Here is a 16,061-nt window from a genome sequence, read left to right as displayed (position 1 = left end):
CGCACGTGAAGTCGATTCGAGCGGCTGCGGCCGCTGCCGCCGTGGGCGTGAGCCTCGTCGCGCTGACCGCCTGCTCCTCCCCCATGGAGGCCGGCGCGGCGGCCGTCGTGGGCAGCGAGCGCATCTCGGCCAGTGACCTGAACAGCAACGTCCAGGAGTACGAAGCGGCGCTGAAGCGGGCCGGCATCCAGCCCGACCAGCTTCCCGCGCCCGTCACCCAGTTCGTGCTGACGCGGATGGCCAACCAGAGCGCGTTCGCGCAGCTCGCCGCCAAGCACAACATCAAGGTGAGCGAGGCCGAGGTCGACGCCGGGCTCAAGGACCCCGGCCAGTACCAGTCGCCCGAGATCAACCTGCTGGCCAAGGGCGTCTCGCCGGCCGACGCGCGCGACTACCTGCGGGCCGAGCTGGGCGTGGTCAAGCTGCAGCGGCAGCTCGGCGGCCCTGAGGACCAGAACGCGCAGGCCAAGCTGCAGCAGGAGTTCGGCTCGATCAAGATGGTCTACAGCCCCCGCTACGGCCAGTTCACCAACGAGCAGGGCTTCGTCGACACGGGCCGGTTCGGCAAGCAGGCCCAGCAGGCCCAGCAGCCGGCCCAGGGCTGAGCCCGTGCCGCTGATCGTCGTCACCACCTCGCCGCGGGTCGCCCCCGGCCTGCTCAGCCACCAGGCGTGGCGGGCGTTCGGGTCGGGCCCGGTGCTGACCGGCTCCGAAGACCATCCCCAGCTGCCCTACCTGGCCGAGGCCGGGGTCGAGGTGACGGTCGTGGCTCCCGACGCCGGGCGGCTGGTCCGCGAGGCGGCCGGGGGCACGGTGGTGTGGCTGGCCGACGGCGGCGGGTCGGACGAGGAGTTCATGCGCGCGGTCGGGCACGCCGCGATCGCCCTGGACGAGCCGCCGGTGATCGAGGTCGTGCCCGGCTCGTACGACCTGCCGGGCGCCCGCGTGCTCGACCTGGTCGCCGTCATGGACCGGTTGCGCGCCGAGTGTCCCTGGGACCGCGGGCAGACCCACGAGACGCTCGTCCCGTACCTGCTCGAAGAGGCCTACGAGGTGCTGGAGACCATCGAGCAGGGCGACTACCCGGCGCTGCGCGAGGAGCTCGGCGACCTGCTGCTGCAGGTGGTCTTCCACGCCAAGGTGGCCGAGGGCTTCGACATGGACGACGTGGCCGCCGGCATCGTGGACAAGCTCGTCCGGCGCCACCCCCACGTGTTCGGCTCGGTGCGGGTGGACAGCGCCGCCGAGGTCAACGACAACTGGGAGGCCATCAAGGCCGCCGAGCGGGCCGCCAAGGGCGAACGGCCCTCCGCGCTGGACGGCGTGCCGCTGGGCCAGCCGGCCCTGTCGCTGGCGGCCCAGCTCCTCCGGCGCGCCGAGCGGGCGGGCGCGCCGGAGAGCCTCGCGTCGGCGGTCGGCCAGGGGGTCGGGCGCGAGCTGTTCGACCTGGTGAGCCGGGCCCAGCGGGCCGGCATCGACCCCGAGGCCGAGCTGCGCGCCGCCGCCCGCTCCTACCGGGAGCGCGTGCACGCCTGGGAGATCCACGAGGCGTAGCCGGCGAGCGGCTGGTGGCGGCGCCCGCGTGTGGACCCTGCGGTCACCGGCGGCGGTACCGATAGGCTCTGAAGGCATATTGCCTTTTCGGATTTAGGAGCGCATCCCGTGGCTACCATCGAGGTCGTTTACGCTCGTGAGATCCTCGACTCCCGGGGCAACCCCACGGTCGAGGTCGAGGTGGTGCTCGACGACGCCAGCAGCGGCCGCGCGGCGGTGCCCAGCGGCGCCTCGACCGGGCAGTTCGAGGCCGTGGAGCTGCGTGACGGCGACGAGCGTTACGGCGGCAAGGGCGTGGAGAAGGCCGTCCTGGCCGTCACCGACGAGATCTTCGACGAGATCCACGGGGTCGAGGCGGAGGACCAGCGCATCGTCGACCAGATCATGATCGACCTGGACGCGACGCCCAACAAGTCCAAGCTGGGCGCCAACGCGATCCTCGGCGTCTCGCTGGCCGTCGCCAAGGCCGCCGCCGACAGCGCCGAGCTGCCGCTCTTCCGCTACCTCGGCGGCCCCAACGCCCACGTGCTGCCCGTGCCGATGATGAACATCCTCAACGGCGGCGCGCACGCCGACACCAACGTCGACATCCAGGAGTTCATGATCGCGCCGATCGGGGCGGAGACGTTCCGCGAGGCCGTGCGCATGGGCACCGAGGTCTACCACGCGCTGAAGAAGGTGCTGAAGGAGAAGGGCTACGCCACCGGCCTCGGCGACGAGGGCGGCTTCGCGCCCAACCTGCCGTCCAACCGCGACGCGCTCGACCTCATCCTGGTCGCCATCGAGCGGGCCGGCTACACGCCCGGCGAGGACATCGCGCTCGCCCTCGACGTGGCCGCCACCGAGTTCCACCGGGACGGCGTCTACACGATCGACGGCAAGGGCCTGTCGGCCCAGGAGCTCATCGCCTTCTACGCCGACCTCGTCGACAACTACCCGCTGGTCTCCATCGAGGACCCGCTCGACGAGGAGGACTGGGAGGGCTGGAAGGCCATCACCGAGGCGCTGGGCGACAAGGTGCAGCTCGTCGGCGACGACCTGTTCGTGACCAACCCCGAGCGGCTGGCGCGCGGCATCGCGAGCGGCACCGCCAACGCCCTGCTGGTCAAGGTCAACCAGATCGGCACCCTGACCGAGACGCTCGACGCCGTGGACCTGGCCCACCGCAACGGCTACCGCTGCATGATGAGCCACCGCTCCGGCGAGACCGAGGACACGACCATCGCCGACCTGGCCGTCGCGGTCAACTGCGGCCAGATCAAGACCGGCGCACCGGCCCGTTCCGACCGGGTCGCCAAGTACAACCAGCTGCTGCGCATCGAGGAGATCCTCGACGACGCGGCCCGTTACGCCGGTCGCGCGGCCTTCCCGCGCTTTCGGCGGTAGTTTCCGGGTACGGGCCCGCGACCGGTCGCGGGCCCGTGCGACCGGAGCCGGACGGGTGGGCCGGCCGCACGACGAGGGGGGACGCGGAGCATGGCCAAGAGGCCGCAGCTGACCGGGAGGGCCGCCATCCTGGCGATCGTGGTGTGCGCGATCGCGATGAGTCTGGCCTACCCGGTGCGCGAGTACATCGCACAGCGCCGCGCCATCGCGGAGCTGCAGGCGGAGAAGTCGCGGGTCGAGGCCGACCGCCGGGCGCTGGAGGCGCAGGCCAGGCAGATCCGCGACCCCAACTGGATCAAGCGCACCGCCAAGGAGCGCCTCCACTACTGCGGCCCCGGCGAGAAGTGCTACGTGGTGATGGAGGCCGAGCCCGGCAAGTCGCAGACGGCCGTCAAGCAGGCCGCGCCCGCGCCGCCGTGGTACCAGACGTTGTGGAAGTCCGTCGAGGCCGCCGACGCGGGCACCGGCCGCAAGGCGGGCGCGGGGGAGAAGGAGACCGTTGGACAGCCCTGAGCCGAAGCCCGCGGAGGGCGCGCCGCCCAGTGACGTGCCGGACAGCGGCGTGCCGGAGAGCGACGCGCCGCCCAGTGACGTGCCGGACAGCGGCGTGCCGGAGACTGACGTGCCGGAGGGTGACGTGGAGGCCGTGCGGCGGCAGCTCGGCCGCCCGCCCCGAGGACTGCGCGGGGTCGCGCACCGCTGCCCGTGCGGCAACCCCGACGTGGTGGAGACCGCGCCGCGGCTGCCCGACGGCTCGCCGTTCCCCACCCTCTACTACCTGACCTGTCCCCGGGCGGCCTCCGCCATCGGCACGCTGGAGGGCTCCGGCCTGATGCGCGAGATGCAGGCCAGGCTGGCGGACGATCCCGAGCTGGCCGCGAGCTACCAGGCCGCCCACGACGACTACGTCGCCCGGCGCGACAAGGCCGCCGAGGACGCGGGCATGGAGCCGCTTCCACGGGATATGCAGAGCACCGGGGGCATGCCGTCGCGGGTCAAGTGCCTGCACGCGCTCGTCGCGCACGAGCTGGCGGCCCCCGGGACCAACCCGTTCGGCAGGGAGGCGCTCGATGCCCTCCCCGACTGGTGGAGTGACGGACCATGCGTGTAGCCGCCGTCGACTGTGGCACCAACTCCGTACGCCTGCTCGTCGCCGACATCCCACACGACACGCTCACCGAGGTCGAGCGGCGGATGGAGATCGTCCGGCTGGGGCAGGGCGTCGACAAGACCGGCCGGCTGTCGGCCGAAGCCCTGGAGCGCACCTTCGCCGCGATGCGCGGCTACCGTGAGCTCATCGACCACCACGGCGCCAAACGCACCCGGGTGGTGGCGACGAGCGCGACCCGCGACGCGGCCAACCGGCAGGAGTTCGTCGACGGGGTGCGCGAGATCTTCGGCGTCGAGCCGGAGGTCGTCAGCGGTGCTGAGGAGGCCGAGCTGTCGTTCACGGGCGCGACCCGCGGCCTGCTCCACCTGTCGCCGGAGACGGAGCATCCCGAGGGGCCGATGGGGCCCTATCTCGTGGTGGACATCGGCGGCGGCTCCACCGAGTTCGTGGTCGGCGCGCGCCACGCCGAGGCCGCCCTCTCGGTGGACATCGGCTGCGTCCGGCTGACCGAGCGGCACCTGCGCGACGCGGGCGACCCGCCCTCGGCCCGGGCGCTGGAGGCCGTGGTCGCCGACATCGACGACGCGCTCGACAAGGTGACCGAGGCGGTGCCCGTGGAGCGGGCGCACACGCTGGTCGGGCTGGCGGGCTCGGTGACGACGGTCGCCGGCCTCGCGCTCGGCCTGCCGGCCTACGACCGCGACCGGATCCACCACGCGCACATCACCGCCGAAGAGGTCCACGAGGTCACGCGGCGGCTGCTCGCGATGACCCATGGTGAGCGGGCCCGATTGCCGGTGATGCATCCGGGGCGGGTCGACGTCATCGGAGCGGGGGCTCTGATACTCGACCGCATCATGCGCCGCTTCGCGTTCTCGCAGGTCGTGGTCAGTGAGCACGACATCCTCGATGGAATTGCGTGGTCTATAGCCTGAAAGGCCGCTAAATTCGGACATTTCGCTTTCGCCACCGTGTTGAGCGTGCAATCAGTATTGTGCTTAGGTAAAGGGGCATTACGGGGGCTTTGCCATATTGCCGGACACGTATGGTGTCGGCGTGGCGACCGTTCCCGAGCGCATCTTTTCCCTCACGGAATGGAGCACTCTCAACATGAAGTCATCACCGTTAGCACGTCGGGCGGCGGCGTTCGGCGCCTCCGCGGCGATGCTGGCCGGCATGGTCGGGCTGGTCGCCAGCCCCGCCCAGGCGGCCACCACGGCCACCTCCAAGGCCAAGCCCAAGGTCTCGGTCTCCACGCCGACGACCGCGGACCGCACCTACGAGGGCGCATGTCCGGCCAAGATCGACTTCTCGGCCAAGATCAAGATCAAGCTCACGGGCAAGACCACGCTGGCCTACCGCTGGCTGCACGGTGACGGGTCCGCGAGCAAGGTCAAGACGATCAAGCTCAACGGCAAGGGCACCAAGTACGTCAGGGTGTCGCAGGCCAACACGTTCGGCGAGGACGTCGAGGGCTGGGAGGCCCTGCAGGTCCTCAGCCCGCGCAAGGTGACCTCCAAGAAGAGCCACTTCTCGGTCACCTGCTCCGACCCCAAGGTCATCGAGAAGGACCAGCTCACCAAGAGTGTCAGGGTCTCCGCCCGCGCCTGGGCGAGCCCGAGCACCTACGTCGGGTCCTGCACCCCCGGTGACAAGGTCGACTTCGGTGGCGTGATCAGGGTCAGCGAGCCGTCCCGGGTCAAGTACCGCTGGATCCTCAACGGCCGGGTCGTCGACTACGGCTACACCAAGGTCTACAGCAGCAAGCGGGTGGGCTTCGGGATCTCCCCGCGCCACAGCCAGCGCGGCTACGCGCAGCTCGAGGTCCTGCGTCCGGGCCACGCCTCCTCCAACCGGGCCTACTACAAGGTCATCTGCAAGGACGAGGCTCCGGCTCCCCGCGTGTCCGTCTCCGGTCTGGTGACGGCGACCAACCATGACACCTGCGCGGTCAGCGCGCACGCGAACGTCAGCTCGACCGCCCGCGGCCGAGTCGAGTACGCGTGGAAGCTGAACGGCCGCACCGTCAAGACCGATGACGTCTGGTTCAGCCACGGCGGCACCCGCAACGTCCAGCTCGGCGAGCAGGAGTTGCGCGGCTACGCCACCAAGGGCGGCAGGATCACGCTGACGGTTTCCGGCCCGCGCAACACCGACTCGATCACGCAGTCCTACGCCGCGTGCCAGGCGCCCGAGCCCAAGGTCTCGGTGTCCGGCGTCTCGGTGGCGGGCCAGCGTAACGAGATGTGCGCCGACAAGCGGGGCCCGGGTGTGGACTTCCAGGCCACGCTCACCAGCACCGGCCCGGCCACGGTGAAGTACTACTGGGTCATCAACGGCAAGCGCGAGCACGAGACGCTCGAGCGTCAGGTGAACGGCAGCCTGAACGTGACCTGGGGCATCGGCGGCACCCACGGTGCCTCCGAGACCACGGGCTCGGTCGAGCTCGTCGTCGTGAGCCCGAACGCGGCCTCCTCCGGCAGCACCGCCTTCACGGCGACCTGCCCGCCGAAGGCTGACGAGTCCGCCTGATCGGTGTGAACTAGGCCGGATGGCGTCCTCGTGGCGCCATCCGGCTTTCTTGTTGCCGCTACTGCGCTAAGCACAGTAGTGTGCATACCGTGGATAGCAGCCAGCTCCTCAAGGGCGTGCTCGACCTGGCCGTCCTGGCGGTGCTCGACGAGCGTGACGGCTACGGCTACGACGTCGTGCGCAGGCTGAGAGAGGCGGGCCTGCACGACGTGGGCGACGCCTCGGTGTACGGGACGCTGCGCAGGCTGTTCAAGGCCGGCGCGCTCACCTCGTACGTGGTGGCCTCCGACGAGGGGCCCCATCGCAAGTACTACGGGCTGAACGAGGTCGGCAGGAGCATGTACGCCTCCTCCGCCCGGACCTGGACCTCGTTCGCGGCCACCATGGCATCCCTGCTCAAGGAGGGGCACAGTGACCCAGCACCTCGGTCCTGAGGCCGGCGACGGCCCCATGGACACCCCGGCGCGCTACGCGCAGGCCGTACGCGACGCCCTGGCCGGTCATCCGGACGCCGAGGAGCTCCTCGACGACCTCGACGACCACCTGGCGGAGATCGCGGCGGAGTCCGACGTCCCGTTGGAGGAGCGGCTGGGGCCGCCGGCCGCGTACGCGGACGAGCTCGTGGCCGCCTACGGGGGCCGGCCTGCGAGCCGCCAGAAGCGCCGCCTGCGGCCCCGTGAGCGGTTGCTCGACCTCCACACCACCCTCATGGGTAAGGGCCCTTACCGGGGTTTCCTGGGATTTCTGCGGGAGCTGCGGCCGGGCTGGTGGGTGCTGCGCGGCTACCTGCTGGCCATGGTCGTGCTGGGCTTCGCCGACGACCGCCTCCTGCCGGACGATCCGCTTGGATGGCTGCTCGTCGCCGCGCTCGTGGCGGCGTCGGTGTGGTGGGGCCGGCGCGTCCGGGGCAGGGTGGTGCTGCCGCTCACGCTGCTGGTCAACGCGGTGGCCGGGATGGCGCTGCTGGCCGGGGTGGCGATCGCCGACAGGCTGACCGGTCTCGACGAGCGCTACGCTGCTGACGGCCCGGTCATGATGGAGACCGTCTCCGGCCTGTCCGGCGACGTCTACAACATCAAGCCGTACGCCAAGGACGGCACCCCGCTGACCGACGTCTACCTCTACGACCAGAACGGCCGGCCGCTCACCACCGACCCGGAGGCGTACGGCTACGCGGTGGACCGCTCGTGCGGCGAGCCCATACTCAACCGCTACCCCCTGCCCCTGGTCGAGAACGACGGCACGGCGGAGTCCGGCGTGGCCGAGGCCAAGCCGTGCCCGACGGCCGCTCCGGACGCGACGGTCACCGCCTCCGAGGCCCCTGCGCCCACCGCCACCGCGTCGGCCACCGCGTCGGCCACCGTGTCGGCCACGCCGGCTCCGAAGCCGTCCGGCTGACCTGCCGAGGCCGGAGCCGTGCCGCGGATCGGGCACCATCGAAGGCATGAGCTTCGTCCCTCCCGGCACCGGCTGGCCCGACGACCCGGCGACCGCTGAGACGCCGGTCGCCCAGGACCCCGCGGACGTGCGCCGCCTCGCCGCCACCAGCCGCACCCTCGCGGAGCTCACGGCCCGGCAGTCGGTCTGCCGCGCCTGTCCCCGCCTGGTGGCCTGGCGCGAGGAAGTCGCCCAGGTGAGGCGGCGCGCGTTCGCGGACGAGACCTACTGGGGCCGCCCGGTCGCCGGTTGGGGCGACGAGCGCCCGCGCCTCCTCATCGCGGGGCTCGCCCCGGCCGCCCACGGGGGCAACCGGACCGGCCGCATCTTCACCGGCGACCGCAGCGGCGACTGGCTGTTCGCCTCGCTGCACCGCTGCGGCCTGGCCACCCAGGTGGCCAGCACGCACGCCGGTGACGGGCAACGGCTCATCGGCGCCCGGATGCTGGCCTCGGTGCGCTGCGCGCCGCCCGCCAACAAGCCCGCCCCCGAGGAGAAGGCCGCCTGCTTCCCGTGGCTGGCCCGCGAGGTGGAGCTGGTCGCCCCGTCCGTGCGGGTGATCGTCGCGCTCGGTGGCTACGCCTGGCAGGCCCTGTGGCCGGCGCTGAAGGAGGCCGGATACACCCTGCCGCGCGCCAGGCCGCCGTTCGGCCACGGCGTCGAGGCCGGCATCTCGTACGGCGGGACGCCCGTGACCCTGCTCGGCTGCTACCACCCCAGCCAGCAGAACACCTTCACCGGCCGGGTGACCGCCCGGATGCTCGACGACGTCTTCAGCAGGGCATGCCACCTCATGGTGTGATGAATCGCATTGTTCACTCAGTGGAGTTCCGTCCCCGCGCCACGTAAGCTTGTGAATGCTTTCACAAACGAGGATGGGCCTCAGGATGAACAAGCGCATTGTGATCGTGGGCGGCGGCTACGTCGGCCTCTACACCGCACTCCGCCTGCAGCGAACGCTCCGCCGTGAGCTGCGCGACGGCTCCGTCAGCATCACGATCATCGACCCCCAGTCCTACATGACCTACCAGCCGTTCCTCCCCGAGGCGGCCGCCGGCAACCTGTCACCTCGGCACCTGGTCGCGCCGCTGCGCCGGGTGCTGCCCAAGGTGGAGATCCTCAACGGCACCGTCACCAAGGTCCACCACAGCGAGCGGACCGTCACCTTCCAGCCCGCCGTGGGCCAGGCGAGAGAGCTCGCCTACGACGTGATCGTGATGGCCGCGGGCTCGATCTCGCGGACGCTGCCGATCCCCGGCCTCACCGACATCGGCATCGGCTTCAAGACCGTGGGCGAGGCCATCGCGCTGCGCAACCGCGTCCTGCACCTGCTCGACGTGGCCGAGTCGACCGAGGACCCCGAGGTGCGCCGTCGGGCGCTGACCTTCGTGGTCGTGGGCGCGGGCTTCGCCGGCGTCGAGGCGCTGGCCGAGCTGGAGGACATGGCCAAGGACTCCACGCGCTACTACCGCAACATCAAGCCCTCCGACCTGCGCTGGGTGCTCGTCGAGGCCACCGACCGGGTGCTGCCCGAGGTGGGCCCCGAGATGGGCAAGTGGACGCTGGAGCAGCTCCGCGAGCGCGGCATCGACGTCAAGCTGGAGACGCGCCTGGAGTCGTGCGAGGGCGGCCACGTCGTGCTCTCCGACGGCTCGGCGTTCGACGCCGACACCCTCGTCTGGACGGCCGGCGTCAAGCCCAGCACGATCGTCAACTCCGGCGACCTGCCGCTCGACGAGCGCGGCCGGATCAAGACCACGACGGCGCTGACCGTCGCGGGCGTCAAGGGCGCCTTCGCCGCCGGCGACATCGCGGGTGTGCCCGACGTGACCAACCCGGGCCAGTACTGCGCGCCCAACGCGCAGCACGCGGTGCGCCAGGCCAAGGTGCTCGCCGACAACATCGTCCGCCATCTGCGCGGTGAGCAACTGGTCGACTACCGCCACAAGTATGTCGGATCGGTCGCCGGACTCGGCCTGCACCAGGGCGTGGCGAACGTCTACGGGGTCAAGCTTCGCGGATTCCCTGCGTGGTTCATGCACCGGACCTACCATCTGTCGCGGGTGCCGACGCTCAACCGGAAGGTCCGTGTCGTCGTCGACTGGACCCTGGCGTTGTTCTTCAAGCGGGAGACGATCTCGCTCGGCGAGGTCGAACACCCGCGTGACGGGTTCAGGGCGGCCGTGGCGACGATGCGTCGCTAGCCCGGTCACGGCAGCGCCCCGGTGCCCTCGCGCCGGGGCGTTCGGGTGCCCGCGATCTTCGGGACGAGAGGGGATCCACGGGTGGGGCTCTCAGCGGTGACCGTGCTCGGCGTCGACAGGCCCGGCGTCATCGCCGCGGTCACCGGTTCGCTCGCCGGGTGCGGGGCGAACATCCAGGACTCGACGATGACCCTGCTCGGCGGGCACGTCGCGATGATGTTACTCGTGTCGGGCGACCTGAGCCCGGAGGATCTGCGAAGGCGGGTCAGCGCCTCCGACCTGGTGGTGACCGCCTCGGCCGTGGAGGCCCGGCGGCACTTCGGCGCCCGGTCCACCGGCCTGCCGAACGGGCGCGGCCACGTGCTGACCGTCCACGGCCCCGACCGGCCGGGCATCATCTCCGCCATCAGCGCCGAGCTCGCCGCGGTCGGCGGCCACATCACCGGCATGAGCACCCGGCTGACCGGCCGACTGTACGTGCTGATCGCCGACGTGGAGCTGCCGGAGGAGGTCGACGTGGCGGACCTGGCGGGCCGGCTCGCCGCGGTGGGCTCCGGTCTTGACAGCGAAATCACTTTGCGTCGTGTGGAATCTCACGTCCTGTGAAGGCCGGTGAAAACCGTGCGAGTACGGTCCGTTACCCGCGGTTGTCCGAGCAGCGAAAACGCGGCGTACTACGCATAAGCGGTTGCCAGAAACGCAAGATCCCGTCACCATCGAAGCCGATGCCTCCGAACCCCGGTCCTTTCAGCACCATCGGGACCAAGGGCGTTGTCCCTGGACAGAGCACCAGGAGCCCTAACACTTCCTCGCAGGCTTCGCAGTTGTGACGCATGATGCGAAGTTGTGCTCCTCGGGAGCATGGTCCGTTTCGTATGATTGCGGCGCCCCCGTAGCCCAATGGCAGAGGCAAACCCCTTAAAAGGGTTGACGTGCGGGTTCGAATCCCGCCGGGGGCACGCACGTCCACTCTCGGAAATGGACCCTGTTTTCGACGCGACCGACGCCGGGAACTTCCCGGTTGTCACGTTCGTTGTGCTCGCGTTGACGTCTCGAACCTACATAGATCTGGGCGCGAGTTGACCTAGGCGGTGACCGGTCCAATAGGCTCGGCCACAGGAGGCAGCGATGGAGAGCAAGAACCCCGTTTTCAGCAGGTCGCGGCAGCAGTCGGGTGGGTGGGGGGCGCCCGCCCCCACGCCTGACCAGTTGCAGCACATGTACGACAGCCCGTCATACGCACCCCCGGCCCCGCCGGCCTACCGGACGATGACGCTCGACGACGTCGTGGTCCGAGGGTTCATCACCCTCGGCGCGCTCGTCGCGGCGGCCGCCGCGGCCTGGTACTTCGCGGTGCCGATGGGCGTGGCCGTGGTCTCGGCCATCGTCGCGCTGGTCCTCGGCCTGGTCGCGTCGTTCAAGCAGAGCACCAACCCGGCGCTCATCCTCGCCTACGCGGTCTTCGAGGGCGTGTTCCTGGGGGCGCTCAGCTCCCTGTTCGAGTCGATCTTCGGCAACAACATCGTGCTCCAGGCGGTGCTGGGCACGGCGTTCGCCTTCGGCGCGATGCTGACCGTCTACTCGCTGCGGATCGTCCGTGTCACGTCCAAGATGGTCAAGTACGTGATGGGTGCCGCCATCGCGGCGCTCGGCCTCGTCCTGGTCAACCTGATCCTCGGCTTCTTCGTCCCCGGCGGGCTCGGCCTGCGGACCGACTCCCCGATCGGCTGGGTCTTCAGCATCGCGATGATCCTGATCGGCTGCTTCTTCCTGCTCCTCGACTTCGACGCGATCGAGCAGGGCGTCAAGCAGGGCGCTCCGGAGAAGTTCGCCTGGCAGTGCGTCTTCGGGCTCACGCTCACCCTCGTGTGGATCTACATCGAGGTGCTGCGCTTCATCAGCTACTTCACCAGCAGCGACTGACCGGTCCGACCACCGCTGCTGCGAAGGGCCCCGCCGACCCGGCGGGGCCCTTCGCCTTGCCGGGAGATCAACAGTTCGTAACGAATTGGTGGCGAGTTGGGGGTTGCGATTCCGGATGCGGTGTTGCAGTGTCAAGCAAAGGACCTTATTCCGTGGAGGTGCCCATGTCCTTGAACCACTCACCGGAGACGCAGACCAAACTGATCGCAAGGGTCCCGGCGATAACGGGACGCGAACTCCCCGAGTGGTTCCAAGCCATCGACAACGGCCCGAGCTTCCTGCGATGTGACGAGCGGGCCAACTGGCTCGCCGACGAGCACGGGCTGACCCACGGCTACGCCGCCGCGATCGTCCACGAGCACGAGCGGCACCGCCGCAACCGCATGGGCTTCATCTAGAGCCCGTCCCCGCCGCGCGCCCGTGCTCCGGCACGGGCGCGTCATCATGGGGGGATGGATCTGGACGTAGCACGAGAGTTCCTCCGCGGCAGCCACCACGCGGTCCTGCTGACCCGGCACGTCGACGGGCGGCCGCAGATGTCGCCGGTGACGGTGGGCGTGGACGCCGAGGGGTGTCTGGTGGTCAGCAGCAGGGAGACGGCGGTCAAGACACGGAACGCCCGCCGCGACCCGCAGGTGTCCGTCTGCGCCTTCACGGACGCCTTCTTCGGCGACTGGGTGCAGGTGGACGGCACCGCGGAGATCATCTCGTTGCCCGAGGCCATGGACCACCTGGTCTCCTACTATCGCGACATCTCGGGCGAGCATCCCGACTGGGACGACTACCGGGCCGCCATGGTCCGCGACCGCAGGGTCATCATCCGCATCACCCCCCACCGGGCCGGCCCCGACGTCCACGGCTGACCCGGGGCGCGGCGTCCCCGCGCCCGCTCGGCCTGCCACGCCCGACGGCCTGCCACGCCCGACGGCCTGCCACGCCCGGCGGCTCCACCGCCCGCCCGGCGGCCGAGAGTGCCCGACGCCGGACCGCCGGACCTCCCGCCCGGGGATTCACCGCAGACCCGAGGACTCACCGCCCGACCCGCCAAGGACCCACCAAGGGCTCACCAAGGAGTCAAGGACCGGCCAAGGGGCCCGACGCGGGGTGCGTCGTCGGAGCGACCGGGCGCCAGGAGCGCCCGGTCGCCCGCCGGCCCCACGCCCGGCAGGGGTGGTTGCTAGCTCAGGCGTTCGAGGATCAGGGCCATGCCCTGGCCGCCGCCCACGCACATGGTCTCCAGCCCGATGGACTTGTCGTGGTGCTGGAGGCTGTTGATCAGCGTGGACGTGATGCGGGCACCGGTCATGCCGAACGGGTGTCCCACGGCGATCGCCCCGCCGTTGACGTTCAGCCGGTCGAGGTCGATGCCCAGCTCGCGGTAGGACGGGATGACCTGCGCGGCGAACGCCTCGTTGATCTCGACCAGGTCGACGTCCTCGATGGCCATCCCCGCCCGCGAGAGCGCCTGCCTGGACGCCTCGACCGGGCCCAGGCCCATGATCTCGGGCGACAGGCCGGTGACCCCGGTGGCGACGATCCGGGCGAGCGGCGTGATGCCCAGTTCGGCGGCCTTGACGTCGCTCATCACGATGACGGCGGCGGCCCCGTCGTTGAGCGGGCAGCAGTTGCCGGCCGTGACCGTGCCGTCGGGCCGGAAGACGGGCTTGAGCGCGGAGACCGCCTCGTACGTCGTGCCGGCCCGGGGCCCGTCGTCCTGGCTCACCACGGTGCCGTCGGGCAGCGTCACCGGGGTGATGTCCTTCTGCCAGAACCCGTCGGCGATGGCCTTCTCGGCGAGGTTCTGCGAGCGCACGCCGAACTCGTCCTGGTCCTGGCGGCTGACGCCCTTGAGCTGGGCGACGTTCTCGGCGGTCTGGCCCATGGCGATGTAGACGTCGGGCAGCGTGCCGTCCTCGCGCGGGTCGTGCCAGGTGCGGCCGCCCTCGGCGAACTGCTTGGTGCGGGCCGTCGCCTCGTCGAAGGCGGAGTTCTGGGTCTCGGGCAGCGAGTCGGAGCTGCCCTTGGCGAACCGCGAGACCATCTCGACGCCCGCCGAGACGAACACGTCGCCCTCGCCCGCCTTGATGGCGTGGAAGGCCATCCGGGTGGTCTGCAGCGACGAGGAGCAGTAGCGGGTGATCGTGGTGCCGGGAACGTCGTCCAGGCCGAGCATCACCGACACCACGCGGGCCATGTTGAAGCCCTGCTCGCCGCCGGGCAGCCCGCAGCCCAGCATGATGTCGTCGATGGTCGTGGGGTCGAGCTGGGGCACCTTGTCCAGCGCTGCCCTGATCATCCGTACGGTCAGGTCGTCCGCGCGTAGCTCCCTGAGCGACCCCTTGAAGGCGCGCCCGATCGGCGATCGGGCGGTGGCGACGATGACTGCCTCGGGCATCTGCCCCTCCTCTGTCAGCACTTACCAGAACTATATTTCAGTGCTGCCCGGTGGTCTCGTCACCCGTCGCCCGGTTATTTCCGCGCTTTTGTACGGCTTGTCATCTTCGGTCAGCCGTACATGCCCGGTGCGGTGGCCGTGCTGTCGTTGACCGCGTGGACGGCCCCCTTCTCGTCGCGCCACAGCCGCCAGCCGTCGCGGCTGCCGGTGAACCACGAGGGCGGCGTCGGCGAGCCCGTCACGCGCGCGCCCGTCGCGAGGTCGTACTCGCACACGGCGGCCACCGAGTAGAAGCCCGGGGCCTGGCCCTTCAGGGGGAGCGGTTTGGGGTCGGTCACGCAGAAGGACCAGCCGCGCTGCTCCTCGACCGGCACGGCCTGGCCGGTGGCGAGGTCGAAGGCCGACCCCTTGCCGCCGTGCCGGAGGAAGCCCAGCTTGTCCATGCGGTCGGGGAAGGCGAGCCACCAGCCGGAGCCGGGCACCGACGCGGCCGGGATCTGGCCGATCACCCGGCCGGTGCCGGAGTCGAGCCGGGCGAAGCCGCCGTAGACGCCCTGCTGGTCGACAGGCCGCACGACGGGGGCGAAGCCGGGGTTGCCGCTCGGGTAGACGCGGACCACCGAGGGACGCATCCAGTTGACCGTGCCGTCGGCGATCTTGACGGAGAACAGGCCGAAGGTGGACAGCTTCTTCGTGCGGGGATCGGTGTACGGGGCGAGGTAGCCGACCAGGTCGGAGCCCGCGGCGCCGAAGGCCCACCCGCCCGACAGGTCGATGCCGGGGCCGAGCGCCTGCTCGATGGGCTGCTGCCACTGCAGCTTGCCGGTCTTGAGCTCGTACGACTCGATCGTGGGCGCGGCGGCCAGGCGCAGCATGAGCACGCGTTCGCCGTCGGACCACTCGACCTCCGCCAGTCCGGGCAGCTTCCACACCGGCTTGCCGGTGGCCGGGTCGAGCACCACCACGCGCGCCGACGACAGCGCGGTGTGCTCCGACAGGCAGACGTAGGGGCCGCAGCCCTGCGGGCCGAAGGTGGAGTGCACCGGCCGGGTCCACAACTGGCGGCCGGTGCGGGCGTCGCGGGCGACGACCGTGGCGTTCCAGTGGTCCTTCTTGGCCGGGTCGAGCGCGACGACGACGGCCCGGCCCTTGCCGGGCAGTTCGGTCAGCGCGGGGGCGGAGACGCCCATGCCGGGCAACCGGCCGGCCATCGTGGCCGGGTGGGCCCAGAGCCGGCGACCGGTGGCCAGGTCGAGCGCGACGGTCTCGAGTGTGCCGCCGGGCTTCATGGACGTGGCCGTGACGACCCCGCCCCCGGTGACCATCCGGCTGACGACGTCGACCTCGGAGTTCTGCCAGGCGGGGAAGGCGGCCGTGGCCGCGTCGCTGCCCGAGCAGCCGGTCAGCGTGGTGGTCAGCGCGGTGGCGAGCGCCAGCGCCGAGGCGAGAGCGGGGGCGGGTTTCGTGAGGGGCCGGAGCACGGTCAATCCACTCCAAACAGGACGAGGAGTGGCGGTCT

At 70.7% G+C, this 16,061-nt stretch carries 17 protein-coding genes and 1 tRNA gene; 16 read left to right on the top strand and 2 right to left on the bottom strand.

The genetic code is table 11. The features are described 5' to 3' along the window. The first annotated feature begins 5 nt into the window (after positions 1 to 5). The 16 genes from FHU36_RS07770 to FHU36_RS07695 all read left to right on the top strand — a co-directional run bounded on the left by FHU36_RS07770 (position 6) and on the right by FHU36_RS07695 (position 13,010). Complete coding sequence (locus tag FHU36_RS07770; protein WP_185083080.1) at positions 6 to 605, top strand: SurA N-terminal domain-containing protein; 600 nt, start codon at positions 6 to 8, stop codon at positions 603 to 605. A gap of 4 nt (positions 606 to 609) precedes the next feature. Continuing rightward, positions 610 to 1,554, top strand: coding sequence for a nucleoside triphosphate pyrophosphohydrolase (locus tag FHU36_RS07765; RefSeq protein ID WP_185083079.1), 945 nt, complete (start codon positions 610 to 612; stop codon positions 1,552 to 1,554). Between the two features lie 108 nt (positions 1,555 to 1,662). Further along, positions 1,663 to 2,940 carry a phosphopyruvate hydratase gene (eno, locus tag FHU36_RS07760; RefSeq protein WP_185083078.1) on the top strand — a complete coding sequence of 426 codons (1,278 nt, stop codon included), beginning with the start codon at positions 1,663 to 1,665 and terminating at the stop codon, positions 2,938 to 2,940. Positions 2,941 to 3,030: 90 nt separating this feature from the next. Then, complete coding sequence (locus FHU36_RS07755; protein ID WP_185083077.1) at positions 3,031 to 3,453, top strand: FtsB family cell division protein; 423 nt, start codon at positions 3,031 to 3,033, stop codon at positions 3,451 to 3,453. Positions 3,454 to 3,547: 94 nt separating this feature from the next. Beyond that, positions 3,548 to 4,051 (top strand): DUF501 domain-containing protein, encoded by a 504-nt coding sequence (locus FHU36_RS07750; RefSeq protein WP_312891631.1) that lies wholly within the window; start codon positions 3,548 to 3,550, stop codon positions 4,049 to 4,051. Beyond that, positions 4,042 to 4,986, top strand: coding sequence for a Ppx/GppA phosphatase family protein (locus FHU36_RS07745; protein ID WP_185083076.1), 945 nt, complete (start codon positions 4,042 to 4,044; stop codon positions 4,984 to 4,986). Before FHU36_RS07750 ends, FHU36_RS07745 begins: the two co-directional genes overlap by 10 nt. A gap of 175 nt (positions 4,987 to 5,161) precedes the next feature. Then, the gene (locus FHU36_RS07740) at positions 5,162 to 6,583 is read left to right on the top strand and encodes a hypothetical protein (protein ID WP_185083075.1); all 1,422 of its coding nucleotides are present in this window, start codon (positions 5,162 to 5,164) and stop codon (positions 6,581 to 6,583) included. A gap of 89 nt (positions 6,584 to 6,672) precedes the next feature. Continuing rightward, entirely contained in the window at positions 6,673 to 7,017 is a 345-nt protein-coding gene (locus FHU36_RS07735; protein WP_101788155.1) for a PadR family transcriptional regulator, read from the top strand. Continuing rightward, a complete protein-coding gene (locus tag FHU36_RS07730) occupies positions 6,995 to 7,981 on the top strand; it encodes a hypothetical protein (protein ID WP_185083074.1) in 987 nt (328 codons plus the stop codon). The genes FHU36_RS07735 and FHU36_RS07730 overlap by 23 nt, the downstream gene beginning before the upstream one ends. 46 nt (positions 7,982 to 8,027) lie before the next feature. Continuing rightward, complete coding sequence (locus tag FHU36_RS07725) at positions 8,028 to 8,822, top strand: uracil-DNA glycosylase (RefSeq protein WP_185083073.1); 795 nt, start codon at positions 8,028 to 8,030, stop codon at positions 8,820 to 8,822. A gap of 85 nt (positions 8,823 to 8,907) precedes the next feature. Then, complete coding sequence (locus tag FHU36_RS07720) at positions 8,908 to 10,224, top strand: NAD(P)/FAD-dependent oxidoreductase (RefSeq protein ID WP_185083072.1); 1,317 nt, start codon at positions 8,908 to 8,910, stop codon at positions 10,222 to 10,224. A gap of 81 nt (positions 10,225 to 10,305) precedes the next feature. Continuing rightward, on the top strand, positions 10,306 to 10,830 hold the full coding sequence (locus tag FHU36_RS07715) for a glycine cleavage system transcriptional repressor (protein WP_185083071.1): 525 nt from the start codon (positions 10,306 to 10,308) through the stop codon (positions 10,828 to 10,830). A 280-nt stretch (positions 10,831 to 11,110) separates the two neighbouring features. Further along, positions 11,111 to 11,183, top strand: a tRNA-Leu gene (locus FHU36_RS07710). A 169-nt stretch (positions 11,184 to 11,352) separates the two neighbouring features. Then, positions 11,353 to 12,147 (top strand): Bax inhibitor-1/YccA family protein, encoded by a 795-nt coding sequence (locus tag FHU36_RS07705; RefSeq protein WP_185083070.1) that lies wholly within the window; start codon positions 11,353 to 11,355, stop codon positions 12,145 to 12,147. Positions 12,148 to 12,311: 164 nt separating this feature from the next. Next, entirely contained in the window at positions 12,312 to 12,545 is a 234-nt protein-coding gene (locus tag FHU36_RS07700; protein ID WP_101788372.1) for a DUF4287 domain-containing protein, read from the top strand. A gap of 54 nt (positions 12,546 to 12,599) precedes the next feature. Then, the gene (locus FHU36_RS07695; RefSeq protein ID WP_185083069.1) at positions 12,600 to 13,010 is read left to right on the top strand and encodes a PPOX class F420-dependent oxidoreductase; all 411 of its coding nucleotides are present in this window, start codon (positions 12,600 to 12,602) and stop codon (positions 13,008 to 13,010) included. Between the two features lie 314 nt (positions 13,011 to 13,324). Here the strand turns inward: FHU36_RS07695 and FHU36_RS07690 are convergent, their stop codons facing one another. After that, positions 13,325 to 14,542, bottom strand: a complete 1,218-nt coding sequence (locus FHU36_RS07690) for an acetyl-CoA C-acetyltransferase (protein WP_185083068.1) — start codon at positions 14,540 to 14,542, stop codon at positions 13,325 to 13,327. A 110-nt stretch (positions 14,543 to 14,652) separates the two neighbouring features. Next, the gene (locus FHU36_RS07685; RefSeq protein ID WP_185083067.1) at positions 14,653 to 16,023 is read right to left on the bottom strand and encodes an outer membrane protein assembly factor BamB family protein; all 1,371 of its coding nucleotides are present in this window, start codon (positions 16,021 to 16,023) and stop codon (positions 14,653 to 14,655) included. Between the last annotated feature and the right edge of the window lie 38 nt (positions 16,024 to 16,061).

Origin of the sequence: Nonomuraea muscovyensis (assembly GCF_014207745.1) — a bacterium.
Lineage (GTDB): Bacteria > Actinomycetota > Actinomycetes > Streptosporangiales > Streptosporangiaceae > Nonomuraea > Nonomuraea muscovyensis.
This window is presented reverse-complemented; position numbering and strand designations above follow the sequence as displayed.